The organism is Algoriphagus zhangzhouensis (assembly GCF_900148515.1).
In the GTDB taxonomy this organism is placed as follows: Bacteria; Bacteroidota; Bacteroidia; order Cytophagales; family Cyclobacteriaceae; genus Algoriphagus; species Algoriphagus zhangzhouensis.
In genome coordinates, this window is record NZ_FRXN01000003.1 from 829,793 (window position 1) to 848,022 (window position 18,230).

Below are 18,230 nucleotides of genomic sequence, written 5' to 3' on the forward strand. Positions count from 1 at the left end.
AAAGGAATAAATTTATAACTAAAACTCAATCTGTGTCAGTAAAATACAGCTTCTAATTTTTAATCATTTTAAATTAGCACTCCATACTTCCCCACATCATCATTTTTTCCCTTTTGGCATAATTCGAATTTCGATACAGGTTTTTTTTATCTTAAATTTTCGACTTCATTAAAAATTTTTGGAAATGAGTTTTCAGATAAAAGAAACTCCTGACTCCTATGATGTCATCATCGTAGGTTCTGGAGCAGGCGGAGGGATGGCCTCCAAAATCCTTTCCGAAGCGGGCCTTTCTGTAGCAGTTGTTGAGGCGGGCGGAGACTTCGACCCAGCTAAGGACGAGGACAGAACGCAATTGAGACCACCATGGGAATCTCCTCGAAGGGGTGCCGGTACCAGAATCAGACCTTTCGGGGATTTTGATCAGGCTATCGGTGGCTGGGATATCGAAGGAGAACCATACACACATAAAGACGGAACCAAATTTGACTGGTTCAGATCCAGAATGGTCGGTGGACGTACCAATCACTGGGGAAGAATCTCCCTTAGATTTGGTCCTAATGACTTCAAAAGAGCAAGTATAGATGGTTTGGGTACTGACTGGCCAATAGGCTATGATGACTTGAAGCCTTACTATGATAAAGTAGATAAGTTGATCGGGGTATTTGGTTCCAAAGAAGGAATCTACAACGAGCCGGATGGTTTCTTCCTTCCTCCTCCAAAGCCTCGTCTACACGAGCTATTCTTGAAAAAGGGAGCTGACAAAGCAGGCATGCCGATGATTCCTGGTCGTCTTTCTATGTTGACCAGACCTATCAACAATGAGCGTGGAACTTGTTTCTTCTGTGCTCAGTGTAATAGAGCTTGTCAAGCCTATGCTGATTTCTCTGCAGGTACTTGTTTGGTGCATCCAGCTATGAAGAAGGGTAAAGTTGATCTTTACACTTACTCTATGGTGAGAAAAGTGATCACTGATGAGCAAGGTTTGGCAACTGGTGTTTCTTTCGTTTCCAAAATGGATATGAAAGAGTACAAATTGAGATCTAGAGTTGTGGTATTGGGAGCTTCTGCTTGTGAGTCTGCCCGGATCATGATGAACTCTAAATCCAAAACCCATCCAAATGGAATCGGTGGTGATTCTGGAGCTCTTGGTAGATATCTTCATGATTCTACAGGCGCTGACCGTATGGGTATCTTGCCTGATCTTTTCGATAGAGAAAGATACAACGAGGACGGTGTAGGTGGCATGCACATGTACACTCCTTGGTGGTTGGATAATAAGAAACTGGACTTTGCCAGAGGATACCACATCGAGTATTGGGGTGGAATGGGCCAGCCATCTTATGGTGCCGGCGGAGGCATGGATACCATGAGAAAATATCTGAAGGATGAATTCGGTAATCCAAGTCCAAACGGAGGATATGGCGAAGGCTTGAAAAAAGACATCAAGCGGGTATATGGAGCCACTCTAGGTATGTCAGGTCGTGGGGAAAGTGTTCCTCGCTACGAAAACTACTGTGAGATCGATCCAAACGGAACTGTCGATAAATACGGTATTCCAGTTTTGAGATTCAAGTATAACTGGACTGATCAGGAATTGAAGCAAGCGCAACACATGCATGATACCTTCGAGGAGATCTTGACAAATGCTGGAGCAATCCTATTGGGTTCTAAACCAGGGCCTGAATCAGATTATGGATTGCATGCACCAGGTCGAATTATCCACGAAGTGGGAACTACTCGTATGGGTAGCAGTCCAAAAGGATCTGTTTTGAACTCCAACTGTCAGGCTCACGACTGTAAGAACCTATTTGTTGTAGATGCTGGTTCTTTCGTTTCTCAAGCAGATAAAAACCCTACTTGGACGATCTTGGCCTTGTCTTGGAGAACTTCAGATTACATTGTTGAGCAATTGAAACAAAAAAACATCTAAGCCATGAACAGAAGAGAAAATCTAAAACTACTCTTTACAGGCTCAATTGGAGCGGGCTTGTTGATGACAGGATGCGAACCTGAGCAAACCACTTTGGCGCATGAGCCGGTGCTTGCTTCAGGAGGAACTCCTGGAAATAGAACTGAAGAGGAAAAAATCAGAGATGCAGAATTGCTTGCTGAGAAATTCTTCACCGAGGCTGAAAGAAAGAAACTGGATACGCTAGGGGATATTATTTGCCCGGCAGACAGTGAATCTCCTGCTGCCTCTGAATTGAAAGTTACTGACTTCATCGACTTCATGATGGTAGACCAGCCAGGAAACCAAACTCGCATGAGAGGTGGACTGATGTGGTTGGACTTTGAAGCCGACGAGAAGTTTGGTAAGCTATTCAATGATCTATCACAAGATCAGGTAATGCAGATCGTAGACTTGGTGGCTTGGCCTGACAAAGCTACTCCTGAATATGAAGGAGCTGTAAAATGGTTCAACCTAGTAAGAAACATGGTTTGTTCCGGTTATTTCTCTACCCAAGCGGGTTGGAAATACATCGACTATAGAGGGAATACTCCTAACGTATGGGATGGTGTACCTCAGGAAGTCTTGGACAAACATGGACTTTCAAATCCTGAGAAATACAAAGAATTATATTTGAAACCAGAGGATAGAGCCAATGTCGTTCAATGGGATGACGAAGGCAACATCATCGGATAAGCATCAAAAACTCAGTCAATTCGGCTGAGTTTTTTTTATTGTATCAGCTAGTTCCCTATCTTTTGATAACCAACTGATATTTAACTCTTAATGCGACACTCTTTTTGGGCAGCAACACTTCTTATTTTGCTGTTTTCTTGTGGCACCTCAGATCAAAAGACTGAAACAAGTGCTGATTTATCATTGAGTCTGGAATTAGCCGACTCTTTGGATCTTGACTTTCTAGGCTCCCCCGTTTTGGCATCTTGTAATCCTGAAGGAACTCGCCTGGCATTTTTCGATTATCCCTCTAAAAAAATAATTGTCTCGGATGGATCTGGAGAAATCCTGGATACACTTTCCAAGCAAGGGGACACTCCAGATGCTTATGGTTTTATGATTGATTTACCAGTGATTTATGGGAAAGACAAATTGATTCAGGTCGGAATGAATGGCATTTTCATCTATACCCAAAAAGGTGAAATGCTCAAAAAAATCAAACATCCCGAAGATATGGGGAGAGCAGTCTTTGCCTCCAGAACTGGAAAGACTTCAAAAATAATAGAACTCAATGGCAGCCCCTATCTCTTGATGAACTCTGTCCGGACTCGGGGTACTTTTGCCGGAGCGCAAGAATTTTACGACACTTACAAGGCACTGGAATTGATCAATCTAGAAACTGGTGAGGCTCAGGATTTTGGTCCTTTTGAAGAAGGAAGTCTATTTTTAAATGGAAAAGGATTTATTCAAAGCGATTATTTCCCTTCTTATGCAGAGAATAAAAGTAAATTATACCTTTCCCATGGAGGAGAACCCAAACTGTGGATTTATGATTTTTCCCCAAGCATGACAAGTCTGGACACTGCACTTTCATTGGATATCCCCGGATTATTTCCAATCGAAGGAGTCGAGCGACAAGAACTTTCAGAGGGATCTTATTCATTCCACGGAGGTACTGCCGCTATCAGAAATATCTTTATACAAAATGGGTTAATCCTGATTTCGTATTTCCCTGGCATGGATCCTAAATTAATGGAGGAGGCTAATAAATTATGGTCAGAAGGAAAAGAAAAGGAATCGCAGGCAATTTATGAGAAACTGAATAGAGAAACCCCTCCTGGAATTATTGTTTTTGATGAAACTTCATTGGAATTTTTAGGTAGGCTTAGTTACCCTGAGAAAGCTAATACAGGAGGGCTTTTGGCAGATGATAAATTCATCTACTTCCAGAAAAAGCCAGATCCAGATGTCGAGGAAGATTTTTTAAGAGTTTATAAATACAAATTGACACAAGAATGAAGACCACCCATTTTTTAGCAGCCAATTTCATTTTATTCTTTTTCTCCTGCACCACTTCTGAAACCAAAAACGAAAACCCTGAAGAACTTTCCAATGAATGGGAACTGGTGATTTTGGATTCGATTCAGGTGGATTATTTGGGTAATATATCAACTGGAGATTTTAAAGGAGGATTTGGTTTACTCTACGACATCACAGCCAATACTTTAGTCAAAATCAATTATGAAGGGCAAATGCTGGCCACCCATACTTACCCTAAGATTGGCCCAAATTCAATCTCGTATGTTTCCACGGTCAAATTTGATCCTTACGGAAATCCCTACATCGGTCACTATAGAGGCCCCTACTTAGAATTAAATGAAGACCTTTCAGTCAAAAGAAACATTGACATGCCCTTTCCATCCCAATCGTTTGGTGGCTTAATGGACGAGAAATCATTTGAGTTTTGGCAAGACAACATCATATTTCACTTTCCAGGTAGAAATGAAGAAAGCCCCTACACAGAAACTTACCTAAGTGAAAGCTTTTTGCTGGAAAAGCTAAATCCTGCCACAGGAAAAAGTAGTCCCATAATTCGTACTCCTAATACATCTAAATTCAGTACAAGCTCGCTTTATGAAAGACCTGCCATTTCATTTACGCTATCGGGCGATAACTTACTGCTGTATTTCAGCAATGAACCCAAAATACACAAGTTTAACCTATTAGATTCCGCTAAGCACACCGAAACTATAGACGTTAACCCGACTAGATTTATCGAAGCTCCAAAGCTGAAAGATATTACAGAAAACTATGGTTATGAAAAACTGGTAGAGGGAAATATTTTTGGAGTATTTGCTGATCAAAAATATATTGTAGTGCACTATTCAGAAGGAATTTCGGAGGAAGTTTTTACTGCAAACCAATTCAATTTCCCTGACGACTTCCCAAAACTGACAGTCCTAAATCAATCCTATTTCAAGATTTATGATGAAGAAAAAGGCTGGTCAAACGAGATCCCAATTCCTAAAAAAGTTAAGAGCATTTTTGCTATAGAGGATCCGATCAAACCTTTCTTCGCGCTCCGAAACGACGATTATATCGGTGAGGAACAAGATTATATCACTTTTTACAAACTGAAACTAGTACAGAAATGAAAAACTACTTTGGCCTAATACTTTGCAGTCTGGCACTTTTCTCCTGTGGAAAATCGGATTCCAAACAAGAAAAACCTGCCACTCCCCTTTCTGAGCAAAATCTCAAGTTTGAAATTTATGATTCCCTTATTATAGATCATATCGGTAACTTGGTTTTGATGGACATCAGTCCAAATGGCAATAATTACCTGCTGTCAGATCAAAATTCTGGAGACATCCTTATAACTGACTCTGAAGGGAGCATTCTCCATCAATACAACCGTACTGGGGATGGCCCCAATGACTATGTAGGCAATAAAAGCGGCAGGTTTTTATTTAGAGATAATTCCTCCTATTTAGTCCCTACAACTCAAGGCTTTTCTATTTATTCACTCGATGGAGAGAAAATTGAAAACTTCAAACCTGAATTTTCTCCATTTGCCAATCTGGTGGTTTCATTTTCAACATCTATCCAACAAGCCGGCAATCAAGTGTTTCTCAAATTACAAGGAAGGTATGCAGATAATGGGAATTTGGACTCTGCAAGAAATTTGGAAAGAATAGATATTAATACAGGAGAGTACCACCCAATCATTCCTTTTCCAAAAGGTTCTAAATATTTAGGCTCTGAAGCAAATTTTCAGGGTTTTGATTATCACCCTGTCTTCACAGTAAAAGGGGATTCACTCTATTTTCTATTTAGAAATGACCCTACGTTCTATGCTTTTTCTCTTGATAATCTTGAAACACCCGCAAGGTCTTTCAAACTTCCAATTGGAGCATTCGAAGAAAGAGATATGTCCAAGGAAGTGGAGCCAGGAAGCTTTGATATGAGAGATTTCTTATTGGGATCCTTCAATAGTATCGACCCAATTGAAGATGGAGAAATCCTGATTTATTATTCTTCAGGATTAACCGATGAAAAAGCAAACGAGGTGATTTCCGAGGCAGGCACAGATTTCAATCAAATCTTTACTTTGGCAGAAAAGTATAACACGGTTGGTTACAGAATTCTAAAAGGAGAATCATTAAGTCCAATTATTGAAAAACCTGAGATACTTGGAAATATGGGCAAGTTTGTTTCCAAAGATGAAATCTGGTTTTCACTCAATTTTGAGCAAGCCGAAAATGACTACTCTGTGATCTACAAAACCCGGATTGTCCCAGCAAATTAACCATTCTTCTTTACCCCTTTCCACTGAGCGGGCATGTCTATCCAGATTTGCCCGCTTTTGTTTATCTTCCCTAGTCATCACATCACAAATTGAATGAAAAAATCATCTACCTACCTGATTTTGGCAGCGGCAGGAATTCTTTCCATCGGAAGCCTACAAGCCCAAAATATCAAAGCCACCACTGAAAAAGGTTTGTTGGAGTCTGTTGAAAAACACAAACAGCTCCTTAACTCAAGCCCTTTGAAAGATTTTAAGGCCAAAAACGTTGGACCAACCAATATGTCTGGAAGAATTGTAGACATAGAAGTTGCCCAAAACCCCAATACATTTTACATAGCTGCCGCATCAGGCGGAGTATGGAAAACCGAGGACAATGGCCAATCCTTTTCTCCCATTTTTGATGGCCAAAGCGCTTTGGGAATCGGAGACATGGCGCTTTCCCCTTCCGATAACAATGTCCTTTGGGTAGGAACTGGAGAAAACAACTCCAGCCGCTCTACCTATGCAGGTTCTGGAGTATACAAATCCACGGATGCAGGCAAGACCTGGGAATTCATGGGACTTCCTTACACCCATCATATAGGCCAGATTCAAATCCACCCAACTAATCCTGATATCGTATGGGTTGGAGCGATGGGTGGACTCTATTCCAAAAACAAGGAAAGAGGTTTGTTCATGACTACAGATGGAGGCAAGTCTTGGAAAAAAGTCCTGTATGTCGACGACAATACTGGAGTAATCGACATTAAAATCCATCCAGAAAATCCAGACATCTTGGTAGCTGCGACTTGGGAAAGATTCCGTCAAGCTCATGATTTCATCGGCAATGGAGAAGGTTCAGCCATCTGGAGATCAGAGGATGGAGGAAAAACCTGGAAAAAAGCTGTAACAGGTTTCCCGCAGGATGAATTTGTAGGAAGAATCGGTTTTGATTTTGCACAAAGCAACCCTAATGTAGTCTATGCGCTTCATGATAGTCAGAAGCCGAGCGAAGGATCTTCTTCAGGATTTAGAAGAAGAGGTCCACAGGAAGAAAACCCGTTGAAGTTTGAGGATTTCAAAGATCTCACTGTTGAAGATGCGATGGGACTGGAAGATGAGCGCCTGAATTCATTTTTGAGAAGAAATCAGTTTGCCAGCAAATACACCGCCGCCGAAATCAAAAGACAGCTCAAAACTGGTAAAATCAACACCACGCAAATCGCCAATTACAATGGTGATCTTGAAAGTGCCAACGAGGCTCTTTACAATGGGTCAGTAGTCGGAGCGGAAGTTTATCGCTCAGAAGATGCCGGGAAATCATGGATAAAGGTTTCTGAATCTGATATCAGTAGGCTTTACAATACCTACGGATACTATTTTGGGGAAATCAGAGTAAATACCCAAGATGAAGATGAGATTTTCGTTTTAGGTGTTCCTTTGTTGGTTTCACGGGATGGAGGTAAAAACTTCTCCAGAACCGACTCAGTTGGCCGCCCACACTCTGATCATCAATCTATGTGGATCAATCCAAAGGATGGAAAACATATTCTTTTGGGAAATGATGGAGGTCTTTACAGAAGCTATGGAGGCGGAGCTAAATGGGATCATTTGAATACCCAAATGCCGATATCTCAGTTCTACTCTATTATCACTGACAATGCCGCTCCTTACAATATTTACGGAGGAATGCAGGACAATGGAGTTTGGTTTGGTAGTTCTGCCAATTCTCCTGAAGACCCTTGGGAATCGTTGATGGGGGGAGATGGAATGGTAGTCGCTGTTGACACCCGAGACAATAACATTGTATACACAGGATTCCAATTTGGCACTTACTTCAGAATTGACAAGACCAGTGGAGATCGAAGGAGAATCACTCCAGGGCATGATATAGGAAACACTCCAAATCGTTGGAACTGGAGAACTCCAGCCCGTTTGAGTCATCACAATCAGGACATCATCTACATGGGATCTCAATATGTTTATCAGAGTTTGGATCAAGGAAGAACGTGGACAACTATCTCTCCTGATTTGACCAAAAATGAGAAAAGTGGAAATGTGCCTTTTGCTACTTTGTCAGTAGTAGAAGAATCTCCATTTGAATTCGGGACCCTATATGCAGGTTCGGATGATGGAAATGTCTGGATCACTCGTAACAATGGAGGCAACTGGGAATCTTTGAATGCAGGGCTTCCGGAAGATCGTTGGGTGAGTTCTATTGCTCCATCCAAACATGTGGAAGGTGTGGTTTATATTACCCTAAATGGGTATAGATATGACGAGTTCAAGACCTATGTTTTCAAAAGCTCAGATTATGGAAAAACCTGGAACGCCATCAACGGAAATATGCCTGAGGAATCCACCAATATTATTTTGGAGGATCACACCAATCCAAACATACTCTATTTAGGCACTGATCATGGTCTTTACGTGACGATGGACGGAGGAAACAACTGGAACCTATTCCAAGGAGAAATCCCGAATGTGGCCATTTATGACATGGTCATCCAGGAAAGAGAAAATGACTTAGTCATCGGAACACATGGAAGAAGCGTTTATGTAGTTGAATTGGAGCAACTCCATGATTTAGCCAAACCGGACCAAAAAGTAATGAATTGATAAAAGAAAAGGCTGTCAAAATTGACAGCCTTTTCTCATTAAAATACGTTTTTAAAAGATCCTGAATCCAAGTGAAAGAACCCATTGATTCATTCTGTTATCGGTGTCATATGATCCTACATTTTCAGTCAGTTTGCTTAGCCCTCCTTCATACTTGCCTTCAATGGAAAGGTTTCCTATGTCAATACCTAAACCAGCCTGGTAACCAAAGGTGGCACCACTGAAGTCTGCATCGCTAACTGTATCTGGAGCTTCATCCAGCTTCGAATTGATATTTACACTGGCAATCGGACCAGCCATCAATCTAACTACTCTTAAAAGCCTAAAACCTACCATTACGGGAATATCTAGACGATTGAATGTCGCTTTATAATCCTCTGGAGCAGAACCACCAGAAACTCCTCCCGGAACATATGCAAATTCACCTTTGGTCTGAGTAAACAAAACCTCTGGTTGAACAAAAAAGCCTGCAGCCCCAAAGCGTCCAAAAAGGCCTACATGGTACCCTGTTTGGGCATCAGCAGGAACAAAGTCATCATTTTTAAAATCCAGTTTGGAACTGCTTAAACCTGCTTTGATTCCAATCCCATTTTGGGAGAAAACAGGAATACTCAGGCAAAGGGCGAGGATAATCAGTGAAAGTTTTTTCATGGAAAATATAGTTGGTTAGAAAATAGTAACGAATACGTTTCTAAAAAATTAGCAAATCCCTTGCCACCAACTCAAAAATCAATTCAAAAGAGCTATTGCTTTCTTTTTAGCCAAGTCATGGAGCGCCCAAAAGTCCATTGGCTTTGGCACTAATGAATCAAATGGAACTTGAGATTTTTTTCGAAAATACTCTACATCTCCTGCTGTAAACCCAATAACAGGAATTCCCATGGTTTTTAAGTTGGATTTTACTTTTCCTAAAAGCTCCACCCCGTCCATTTCAGGCATCATGATATCTGTCAAAATTACATTGAACCCTGGGTCTCTTTCTAGCTCTTGAAGAGCTTCTTTTCCGTTATGCGCAACAACCACCGTATCATCGGATTTCTCAAATATCTTCCTTAAGATCAATAAGTGGACAGCATCGTCATCTACAACAAGTATTCTCATACCATGAATTATATCCCTTAATATATTGAGTTTAAACCACTTTTTGTGCTTTTTGGATAAATTTTATTCAAAAAAAGGGAAGCCTCACGACTTCCCTTTAAAATATCTTTTATGATGGATTTATTAAGCTGCTTGCGGAGCTCCAAAGATCCCAACCATATTCAAAATCAAAAGAATAATCACAATTGGGCAAACCCACTTAATGAAGAACATCCATGCAGCTTTGTAAGGTCCTTTAAAGCCAGGAGCTCCATAACTCAATTCAGTAGCATAGTCAGAGATTTTTTGTGCCCAACCTGTATAAAGTGAAAGCATCAAACAGATCACGATTACTGCGAATGTACCGAAGATAAAGTCCATTGCTCCGAAGAACCCTTGAACTGGATTGCTAAGGAATGTGAATTCAATATTTGCGAAGAAGTTTCCTTCAATATTGGAAAGAGCTGAAGGAACAGACAAAATCATCGCTGCAATACCAACCACCCAAGTAGCTTTCTTTCTATTCCATTTTCTATCATCGATCAAATAAGAAACAGGAACCTCCAACATAGAAATGGTGGAAGTCAATGCAGCCACCATCAACAATAGGAAGAACAATGCCCCGATGATATGACCACCTGGCATTTCAGCAAATACTTTTGGAAGAACATTAAATACCAAGCTTGGTCCATCAGTCAAGTAATCTGGAGAAAGAAGAGCAAATAAAGCCGGGAACACCATCAAACCACCCAAAAGGGCAACCATGGTATCCATCCCTGCAATCCATCCTGCGGACTGAATGATATTGGATTCTTTAGGCAAATAAGAGCCGAATGTGATCATCAAACCCCATCCTACTGACATGGAGAAAAATGCTTGTCCAAGTGCCTGTAGAACAACTGTACCATTGATTTTAGAGAAATCAGGGTTCAAATAATACTGGATACCTGCTTCTGCACCTTCCAAAGTCACTGATCTACCTGCAATAAAGATGATAATCAAGAATAGAACTGGCATCAAGAATTTAGCTGCCTTTTCGATACCACCTGATACACCACCCAATACGATCAAAATCGTGAATAGAATGAATAAGAAGGTCAAAGGAATTACATAAAGTGGAGTCTGAACGAACTCAGAGAAATCAACAGGAATGTTGATAATTTCAGTCACGATGTAACCAACTGTCCATCCAGCAATCACTGAATAGTAGCTAAAAACAAAAAAGCAGACCAATACACAAAGTACGCCTGCTAATTGCCAGAATTTATTTCCTCCAGTTTCTCTAACTGCACCAATTGGGTTTTTCCTAGATCTTCTACCCAGGGCAATCTCATTAAGCAATAGTGGAAGCGCGATAAATAAAACGCAAATCAAATAAACAAAAACGAAAGCTCCCCCTCCATTTTCAGCGGTCAAATAAGGAAATCTCCAAATATTACCTAGTCCTACTGCGGACCCTGCCGCGGCCATGATAAAACCTAGACTAGAACCGAACTGTCCTCTCTCTTCGGTGTTTGCATTTACTGCCATAAATTGATGCTAAAGTTAAATTAAAGGGTATAAACTGGTTTTCAAGAACGGGCTAAGATAATTTGTTTTGATAAAATACCAATTGCCGTTCGGAAAGTTTTCGGTTCAAATCCGAGCTCTTTTCTGGCTTTTTCGATAATAAACCCTGTTTTCAGGGGTCTTTTTGCGGGCTGAGTGAACTTTGTGGAGTCAGTTCTTTTGATCAGGTCTTTATTGAGATCAAAATAATCCGCCACCTCTAAAGCCATCTGATAGGGAGTCATCAATTCATCTCCTGAAATATGATAAATTCCGGTCGCTCCTTTTTTAGCGATGAGAATACATCCAGCAGCCAAATCCTCTGCAAGGGTTGGAGTCCTAAATTGATCATCCACTACTTGAATCTCTTTTCCTGCTTCCAAACTTCCTTTGACCCACAATACAATGTTGGATCGACTCAAGTCATGTGCTATTCCAAAAACCAAGACAGTTCGTGCAATAGCCCAAGGAGTCTTCAGGTTCATTACTAGCTTCTCTGCTTCCTCTTTTGTCTCACCATAATAATTCACTGGTGCCGGAATCGCATCTTCGGCGAGAGGACCTTCTTCACCCGAGAAAATAAAATCTGTTGAAACGAAGATAAAATGAGCACCTATTGCTTCTGCGGCCTTCGCCAAAGTTTCCGTCGCTACCACATTTGCCTGATAGCAAGCGTCCTGATTCAACTCACATTGATCCACATGAGTCATCGCTGCTCCATGGATTATTACGTCTGGAGAAAGTCCTTGGATCGCTTCTTTTACGGCATTAGCATCCTCTAAATCCAACGAGATGTAAGTAAAACCACCTTCTGGCAATCTACATTCTCCTCTTCCCGATGCAAAAACTTCAAATTCACCTGCCTCTACCAACTGAGAGACCAACTTTTGGCCCAAAAGCCCATTGGCTCCTGTTAGGAATAACTTCTTTTTATTGCTCATTGGGATATTTGTATCCAAACTCCTTCTCTATTTTATTTTTAGCCATTTTCTCAACAGTCACTGTCATGTAAATAGGCTGAACAGGCTTATCTCTAGGCCCAGTCTGAACTTCTGAAATTTTCTCAGCGACATCCAAACCCGAAATCACCTCACCGAATACTGTGTATTCACCATCCAAATGCGGTGTACCTCCGATGGTCGTATAAGCTTCTTTCTCCTCATCTGAAATCTCCTTGGTCAGATTCAATTTCAAGGCATCTTCAATTTCTACTCTTTTGGAATACATTAAAGAAGTCAAAGAATCATATTCCCCTGCGTTGTAAAGTCGGATATACTCATTTTTAAGAGGTTCCTGACTTTTCAACTGGACATATTGCATAAATGCTTCTTGCAATCTTTCCATTTCAGTTACCAACATTTCTTCGGTGTATTTTTCACCTAAAACAATGTAGAATTGCGAGCCACTAGATCTCTTCTCAGGATTAATTCCATTCCCTTGTCTCGCAGCCGCAATAGCTCCTTTTTTATGAAAATGGTTCGTGCGGATTTCCGCTGGTAAAGTAGGCCACTCTTCAGCAGGCATCGCCTCTTTGGTAAATACATCACCACCTTGAACCATAAAATCTCGGATCACCCGATGGAATTCCGTACTATCAAATCTTCCATCCTCAGCTAATTCAATGAAATTGGATTTATGCGCAGGTGTGTCGTCAAACAAGATCGCCACAATTTCACCATAGCTGGTATCGATTCTGACAATTTGATCTTTTTGACCAGCGCAAGACACCAGTAATAATATGCCCAGCATCGCTGAGGCCAAAGTCCCTAATCTCATGGGTTCAATGTGGATTTAATCTGATCTAAAATTTCTTTTCCTCCTGCGGCAAAAACTTTATCTGCCAATTCTTGGCCGACCTCCTCTGGATTAGAAGCATCGCCTTTGACTTCAATTGATATCCTTTCACTCCCATCTAAGGAAACTATCCCTCCTTTTAAGGTTAGCTCATTTTCATTTAATGAAGCCAAAGCAAAAACGGGAATACTACATCCTCCTTCTAAAACTCTGAGGTAAGCTCTTTCAGCTCTTAATTTCAAAGAAGTCGGCAAGTCATTGCAAGCGGCGATCAATTGGTCTTTTATGACAGGATCAATCGAATTAGATACTTCTATAGCCACGGAACCTTGTCCTACAGCAGGTGTAAATTCATCCAGTGAAAGCTTTTCTACGATTTGGGAGTCATATCCCATGCGATGAACACCAGCATAAGCCAATAGCAAGGCATCGCAAAGCCCTTCTTCCATTTTTCGAATTCTGGTTTGAAGATTCCCGCGAACCTCCACAGTTTTCACATGGGGATAAAAATGCTTCAAAGTCGCAACTCTTCTGGTAGAGGATGTACCTAAAACCAAAGGTTTGGAAGCGTCAGCTATTGAAATATCGGTGTTGGATGAGAGCAAAACATCATTTTCTTTCTCTCTTTCAGTAAAGGCAATAATCTCAAAACCTTCAGGCAAATTGGACTGCATATCCTTGGCCGAATGAACTGCTATATCAATCCTTCCATCCGTCAATTGGTCTTCCAATTCTTGGGTAAAGACTCCTTTGCTTCCAATTTTTGAAATGGAAACGTCCAAAATCTGATCCCCTTTGGTATCTATGATTACAATTTCGGATTCCAGACCAGCTTTTTTCAAAAGCTCCTCCACATGATACGCTTGCCAAAGAGCCAACTTACTTCCTCTGGTTCCTATTTTGATTTTTCTCATTGTTCTGTTGCCCGCTTTGAAGGGCTCTTTTTGACCATTTCCTCAATAAATCCGACTATCTCTCCAGCTATATTCAATCCGGTAGCCTTTTCAATCCCCTCCAAACCAGGCGAGCTATTTACCTCAAGAATCAAAGGCCCTCTATCTGATTGGAGCATATCAACACCAGCCACATCCAGTCCTAAAGCTTTGGCAGCTTTCAAGGCAGCCTGCTTTTCTACTCTGCTAAGTTTGATCACTGTAGCTTTTCCCCCTCGGTGCAAATTGGATCTAAACTCTCCTTCAGCACCTTGTCGCTTCATTGCTCCAACAACCTTCCCATTCACTACGAATGCTCGGATATCGGCACCTTTAGCTTCTTTGATAAACTCCTGAACAATAATCCTAGCTTTCAAGCCATGGAATGCTTCAATTACTGATTGTCCTGCTTTTTTGGTTTCTGCCAAAACTACCCCAAGCCCTTGGGTACCTTCCAAAAGTTTGATGATTAGTGGAGCACCACCTACATGTTCGATCAATTGCTTTTCTCCACCTTTGGAAAAGTTTGTAAAAGCAGTCTTGGGCATTCCTAATCCAGCTTTTGAAAGAATCTGTAAACTTCTCAGTTTGTCCCTACTGCGGACAATGGCTTGAGAGTTCACAGCCGAAAAAGCCCCCATCAATTCAAACTGACGAACCACTGCTGTTCCGTAAAAAGTCACAGAAGCACCAATTCGTGGTATAATGGCATCCACACCGGTCACTTTTTGTCCCTTGTAAATAATAGAAGGTCCTTCTTGCTCGATGATCAAATCACATAAACTGTGATCTACAATGATCCCTTCATGACCTGCTTCTTGAATGGCCTGCAAGAGTCTTTTTGTTGAATATAATTGAGGGTTCCTCGAAAGGATTGCAATTTTCATAACACTTATTTTCTGTAGGCTTTTGCTAGATTCATTCCTGACACATCCACTAGAAAACGTTTTCTGAGGATTTTTCTACCTAAAAGAATCGCATTTTTCATACTTGATCGATCGGACAAAGTGATTTCCGCATCAAACTTTTCACCAGCCAATTCCATTTGAGTTTCAATCAAATACCTTGATTCTCCATGTCCAAAGGAGTTTTTCACTTTCTTTTCCCTGAACTGCTCAAACACCAACTCCTCTCCAGAATAGCTTTTATGTCCTGGCAAAAGAGCCTGAAAAACCAAAACCTCTTTCCCGTTTCTGATTTCGGTACGGATATTTTCCGCGTGAATGGAACTGGTGTAGGCCCCCGTATCCACTTTGGCCCAAACCAATTTCAAACCCAATTCAGGGAGACTGATTTTTTCTTTTCTACCTATGACTTTCATATCAATCTTAGTCGATTTTCGCCATCAATAGGACTACTTCCATGGAAAGATCCGTGAAAATCAATTTAGCATTTCCATTTCTTTCCAAATGATAATGTGCCTTATTGAATAGCTCATACAGACCCGGAATATGATCTTCCTTTAGGACATTCCCGCTGATCTTATTGATAAATTCCCGATCATCTCCTTTGGTTCTGAGCAAAGAATCGACCGAGGCATTCTTTAATAAAATCTCCCTCAGCACATTCATTCCAGTTTGCAGGATGGACTTTTGGGCTTCCTTATCAAACTTGTGATAGGAGTCCGACAGTGCAAATATATCCTTGAATTGCTTGCTATGACACAATCTGAACCAATTCCTGATCCATGCCACCTGTTGATCCTCGACTTGATTGACTAAACGCATGGCTTCGCGAAGATTTCCGTCGGCAATCATCGAAATCTGCATGGCAGTTTGATCATCACAAAGACCGGAAGAAACCAAATATTCATGAATTTCCTCATCAGTAAATCCCCGAACCATCACTTTTTGAGTCCTGGATAGGATCGTAGTCAGCAATTGCTCTGGCTGAGTAGTGATCAACATGAAAATGGTTTTCTGCTGCGGCTCTTCCAAAATCTTCAACAAGGCATTGGCTGCCTGAGGATTCAAAAACTCTACTCCCCAAATCATCATGATCTTATATCCACCTTCAAATGAAACCAAAGAAAGTGTCTGAATGATCTGCCTAGCTGCCCCTACCGATATATTCAATTGCTTTTTCTCAAAGCCATTGAAGTAGATATAATCATGGACATTCCCATAAGGCTGTTCCAGCACAAACTTCCTCCAGTTTGCCAACATGTCCACTTTTTGATCATTGTCCTTATCCGTCTCCTTGGCTTTCGCAATAACAGGGAAAGCAAAATTCAAATCCGGCATGACCAGTTTGGCCATTCTCTGACAGGCAGGGCATGTGCCGCAAGAATCTGTTTCTGTAGGATTTTGGCAATATAAATAGGTCGCCAATGCCAATGGCATCGTCAAATTTGCAGAACCTTCTGGCCCATAGAAAAGAAGCGCATGAGCCAAATGGTTGTTTTTGACCGCATTAAGCAAATGGGCTTTAGTTTCTGGAAGTCCGGGTATTTCAGAAAATTGCATGGTCTAAGATTAGGAGTTTTTTTCCCAAATTCGATAGTTCTTGGACATCTCAAATAGCTTCAACAACATCTCCTCTTCAATATCGGTCCATTCAACTTTTCTGCGATTCATCACAGCAATAGCCGTTTCTTTGAATTTGGGAAACTGAAAGGTAGAAAATCCAGCTGCTCCACCCCAAGCAAAGGAGGCAATAAAATTTCGGGGATAGCCATCGCCAAAGATATTCGCTCCAATACCCACAACTGTACCCGTATTGAACATGGTATTGATTCCACATTTGGAATGATCTCCCATCATCAGACCACAAAACTGAAGTCCTGTATTGGTGAATCCTCCTTTCACATAGTCCCAGACTTTGACAGGAGCATAGTTATTTTTCAAATTGGAAGTATTAGTATCTGCTCCCAGATTGCACCATTCTCCAAGTACAGAATTCCCCAGGAATCCTTCGTGCCCTTTATTGCTGTATCCAAAAATCACGGAATTTGAAATCTCTCCTCCTACCTTAGAATGAGGACCAACCGTGTTGTCTCCACGTAGTTTGGCTCCCATATTCACAGTAGAACCTTCGCAAAGGGCAAAAGGCCCACGTATTAAAGCTCCTTCTTGGATTTCGGTATTCTTGCCAATATAAATCGGTCCGTTTTCAGCATTCAATACTGCTGCTTTGACTACTGCACCTTCTTCAATGAAAATATTCTCAGGAGCATAAACCTGAGTATAGGGATCTTTCAGTTTTTCTGATTTTCGCCCCTGCGTGATCAAAGAAAAATCTTTTCTGATTTCCGCCCCATTGAATTGAAAGATATTCCAAGTCTTAAGTAGCATATCCGGCACAGTTTCAATCTGCACGATTTCCTTTTCAGCAGCTATACTCAGATTTTTTTCAGTCTCACCGATATAAGAAGCCAAAAGCGTCTTTCCGAAGTAAAGTGATTGGTTTTCTCCCAAATTCCGGAGAATTTCTACAGAATTAGAATCTGGCAACCAAGCTCCGTTTACTGCCAACAGACTACCCTCGGATCTAGGAAACTTCTTTTGAAGGTAATCCTGAGTAAGATACGAAACGGTTTTCCTGCTGTATTTCTCCCATTTCTCAGAGATCTTCAATATCCCAATTCGGATATCTGCCACAGGTCTGGTAAAAGTAAAAGGGAGTAATGACCCGCGAATTGATGGATCATCGAACAAAAGAATATTTTCCATGTGGCAAAAATAAAAAAGTCTCCCGGAATCCATGCTCCGCGAGACTTTTTAGCTGAATACGCTTTGGAATTACTTCTTCGCGTATCTTCTGTTGAATTTCTCAACTCGACCAGCAGTATCGAGCAACATTTTCTTACCAGTGTAGAATGGGTGAGACTGAGAGCTCACTTCAATTTTGTACACAGGATATTCTTGTCCATCTTCCCAAGTGATTGTCTCTTCGGTTTCGATGGTAGATTTAGTCAAGAATTTAAACTCAGAAGAAGTGTCATAAAACACAACGTCTCTGTAGTTTGGATGAATATCAGCTTTCATATCACTAAGTATTTTTGGAGTAGCTTTTTCAAATGAGGCACAAAGTTATCCTTTTTCGCAAAAATCACCAAATCTTTCTA

The 18,230-nt window shown here is 41.0% G+C and carries 17 protein-coding genes; 6 read left to right on the forward strand and 11 right to left on the reverse strand.

The genetic code is table 11. The features are described 5' to 3' along the window. Nucleotides 1-184: 184 nt before the first annotated feature. From BUF13_RS13815 to BUF13_RS13840, 6 genes are all read left to right on the forward strand, one after another. Entirely contained in the window at nucleotides 185-1,930 is a 1,746-nt protein-coding gene (locus BUF13_RS13815; RefSeq protein ID WP_073572375.1) for a GMC family oxidoreductase, read from the forward strand. 3 nt (nucleotides 1,931-1,933) lie between these two features. Continuing rightward, entirely contained in the window at nucleotides 1,934-2,644 is a 711-nt protein-coding gene (locus BUF13_RS13820) for a gluconate 2-dehydrogenase subunit 3 family protein (protein ID WP_073572376.1), read from the forward strand. Between the two features lie 90 nt (nucleotides 2,645-2,734). Beyond that, a complete protein-coding gene (locus BUF13_RS13825) occupies nucleotides 2,735-3,922 on the forward strand; it encodes a hypothetical protein (RefSeq protein WP_073572377.1) in 1,188 nt (395 codons plus the stop codon). Then, nucleotides 3,919-5,058, forward strand: coding sequence for a hypothetical protein (locus BUF13_RS13830; protein WP_073572378.1), 1,140 nt, complete (start codon nucleotides 3,919-3,921; stop codon nucleotides 5,056-5,058). Before BUF13_RS13825 ends, BUF13_RS13830 begins: the two co-directional genes overlap by 4 nt. Next, nucleotides 5,055-6,212: a hypothetical protein gene (locus BUF13_RS13835; RefSeq protein ID WP_073572379.1), complete on the forward strand. Its 1,158-nt coding sequence runs from the start codon at nucleotides 5,055-5,057 to the stop codon at nucleotides 6,210-6,212. Before BUF13_RS13830 ends, BUF13_RS13835 begins: the two co-directional genes overlap by 4 nt. Before the next feature lie 93 nt (nucleotides 6,213-6,305). After that, nucleotides 6,306-8,810, forward strand: a complete 2,505-nt coding sequence (locus BUF13_RS13840; protein WP_073572380.1) for a WD40/YVTN/BNR-like repeat-containing protein — start codon at nucleotides 6,306-6,308, stop codon at nucleotides 8,808-8,810. Nucleotides 8,811-8,861: 51 nt separating this feature from the next. Here the strand turns inward: BUF13_RS13840 and BUF13_RS13845 are convergent, their stop codons facing one another. The 11 genes from BUF13_RS13845 to BUF13_RS13895 form a co-directional block, all read right to left on the reverse strand. Next, nucleotides 8,862-9,461 (reverse strand): porin family protein, encoded by a 600-nt coding sequence (locus BUF13_RS13845; protein ID WP_073572381.1) that lies wholly within the window; start codon nucleotides 9,459-9,461, stop codon nucleotides 8,862-8,864. Between the two features lie 78 nt (nucleotides 9,462-9,539). Beyond that, the gene (locus tag BUF13_RS13850) at nucleotides 9,540-9,911 is read right to left on the reverse strand and encodes a response regulator (protein ID WP_073572382.1); all 372 of its coding nucleotides are present in this window, start codon (nucleotides 9,909-9,911) and stop codon (nucleotides 9,540-9,542) included. Nucleotides 9,912-10,034: 123 nt separating this feature from the next. Then, entirely contained in the window at nucleotides 10,035-11,420 is a 1,386-nt protein-coding gene (locus BUF13_RS13855; RefSeq protein WP_073572383.1) for a sodium-dependent transporter, read from the reverse strand. A 41-nt stretch (nucleotides 11,421-11,461) separates the two neighbouring features. After that, nucleotides 11,462-12,379 (reverse strand): SDR family oxidoreductase, encoded by a 918-nt coding sequence (locus tag BUF13_RS13860; protein ID WP_073572384.1) that lies wholly within the window; start codon nucleotides 12,377-12,379, stop codon nucleotides 11,462-11,464. After that, nucleotides 12,369-13,214, reverse strand: a complete 846-nt coding sequence (locus BUF13_RS13865) for a peptidylprolyl isomerase (RefSeq protein ID WP_073572385.1) — start codon at nucleotides 13,212-13,214, stop codon at nucleotides 12,369-12,371. Before BUF13_RS13865 ends, BUF13_RS13860 begins: the two co-directional genes overlap by 11 nt. Continuing rightward, nucleotides 13,211-14,146, reverse strand: a complete 936-nt coding sequence (gene hemC / locus BUF13_RS13870) for a hydroxymethylbilane synthase (protein WP_073572386.1) — start codon at nucleotides 14,144-14,146, stop codon at nucleotides 13,211-13,213. Before hemC ends, BUF13_RS13865 begins: the two co-directional genes overlap by 4 nt. Further along, nucleotides 14,143-15,051 carry a 30S ribosomal protein S6--L-glutamate ligase gene (gene rimK / locus BUF13_RS13875; RefSeq protein WP_073572387.1) on the reverse strand — a complete coding sequence of 303 codons (909 nt, stop codon included), beginning with the start codon at nucleotides 15,049-15,051 and terminating at the stop codon, nucleotides 14,143-14,145. Before rimK ends, hemC begins: the two co-directional genes overlap by 4 nt. Nucleotides 15,052-15,056: 5 nt before the next feature. Next, nucleotides 15,057-15,485 carry an ATP-dependent zinc protease family protein gene (locus BUF13_RS13880; RefSeq protein ID WP_073572388.1) on the reverse strand — a complete coding sequence of 143 codons (429 nt, stop codon included), beginning with the start codon at nucleotides 15,483-15,485 and terminating at the stop codon, nucleotides 15,057-15,059. A 7-nt stretch (nucleotides 15,486-15,492) separates the two neighbouring features. Then, on the reverse strand, nucleotides 15,493-16,629 hold the full coding sequence (locus tag BUF13_RS13885; RefSeq protein ID WP_073572389.1) for a DNA polymerase III subunit: 1,137 nt from the start codon (nucleotides 16,627-16,629) through the stop codon (nucleotides 15,493-15,495). 9 nt (nucleotides 16,630-16,638) lie between these two features. Beyond that, complete coding sequence (locus BUF13_RS13890; protein ID WP_073572390.1) at nucleotides 16,639-17,835, reverse strand: GlmU family protein; 1,197 nt, start codon at nucleotides 17,833-17,835, stop codon at nucleotides 16,639-16,641. A gap of 69 nt (nucleotides 17,836-17,904) precedes the next feature. Then, nucleotides 17,905-18,150, reverse strand: coding sequence for a type B 50S ribosomal protein L31 (locus tag BUF13_RS13895; RefSeq protein ID WP_073572391.1), 246 nt, complete (start codon nucleotides 18,148-18,150; stop codon nucleotides 17,905-17,907). Nucleotides 18,151-18,230: the final 80 nt, after the last annotated feature.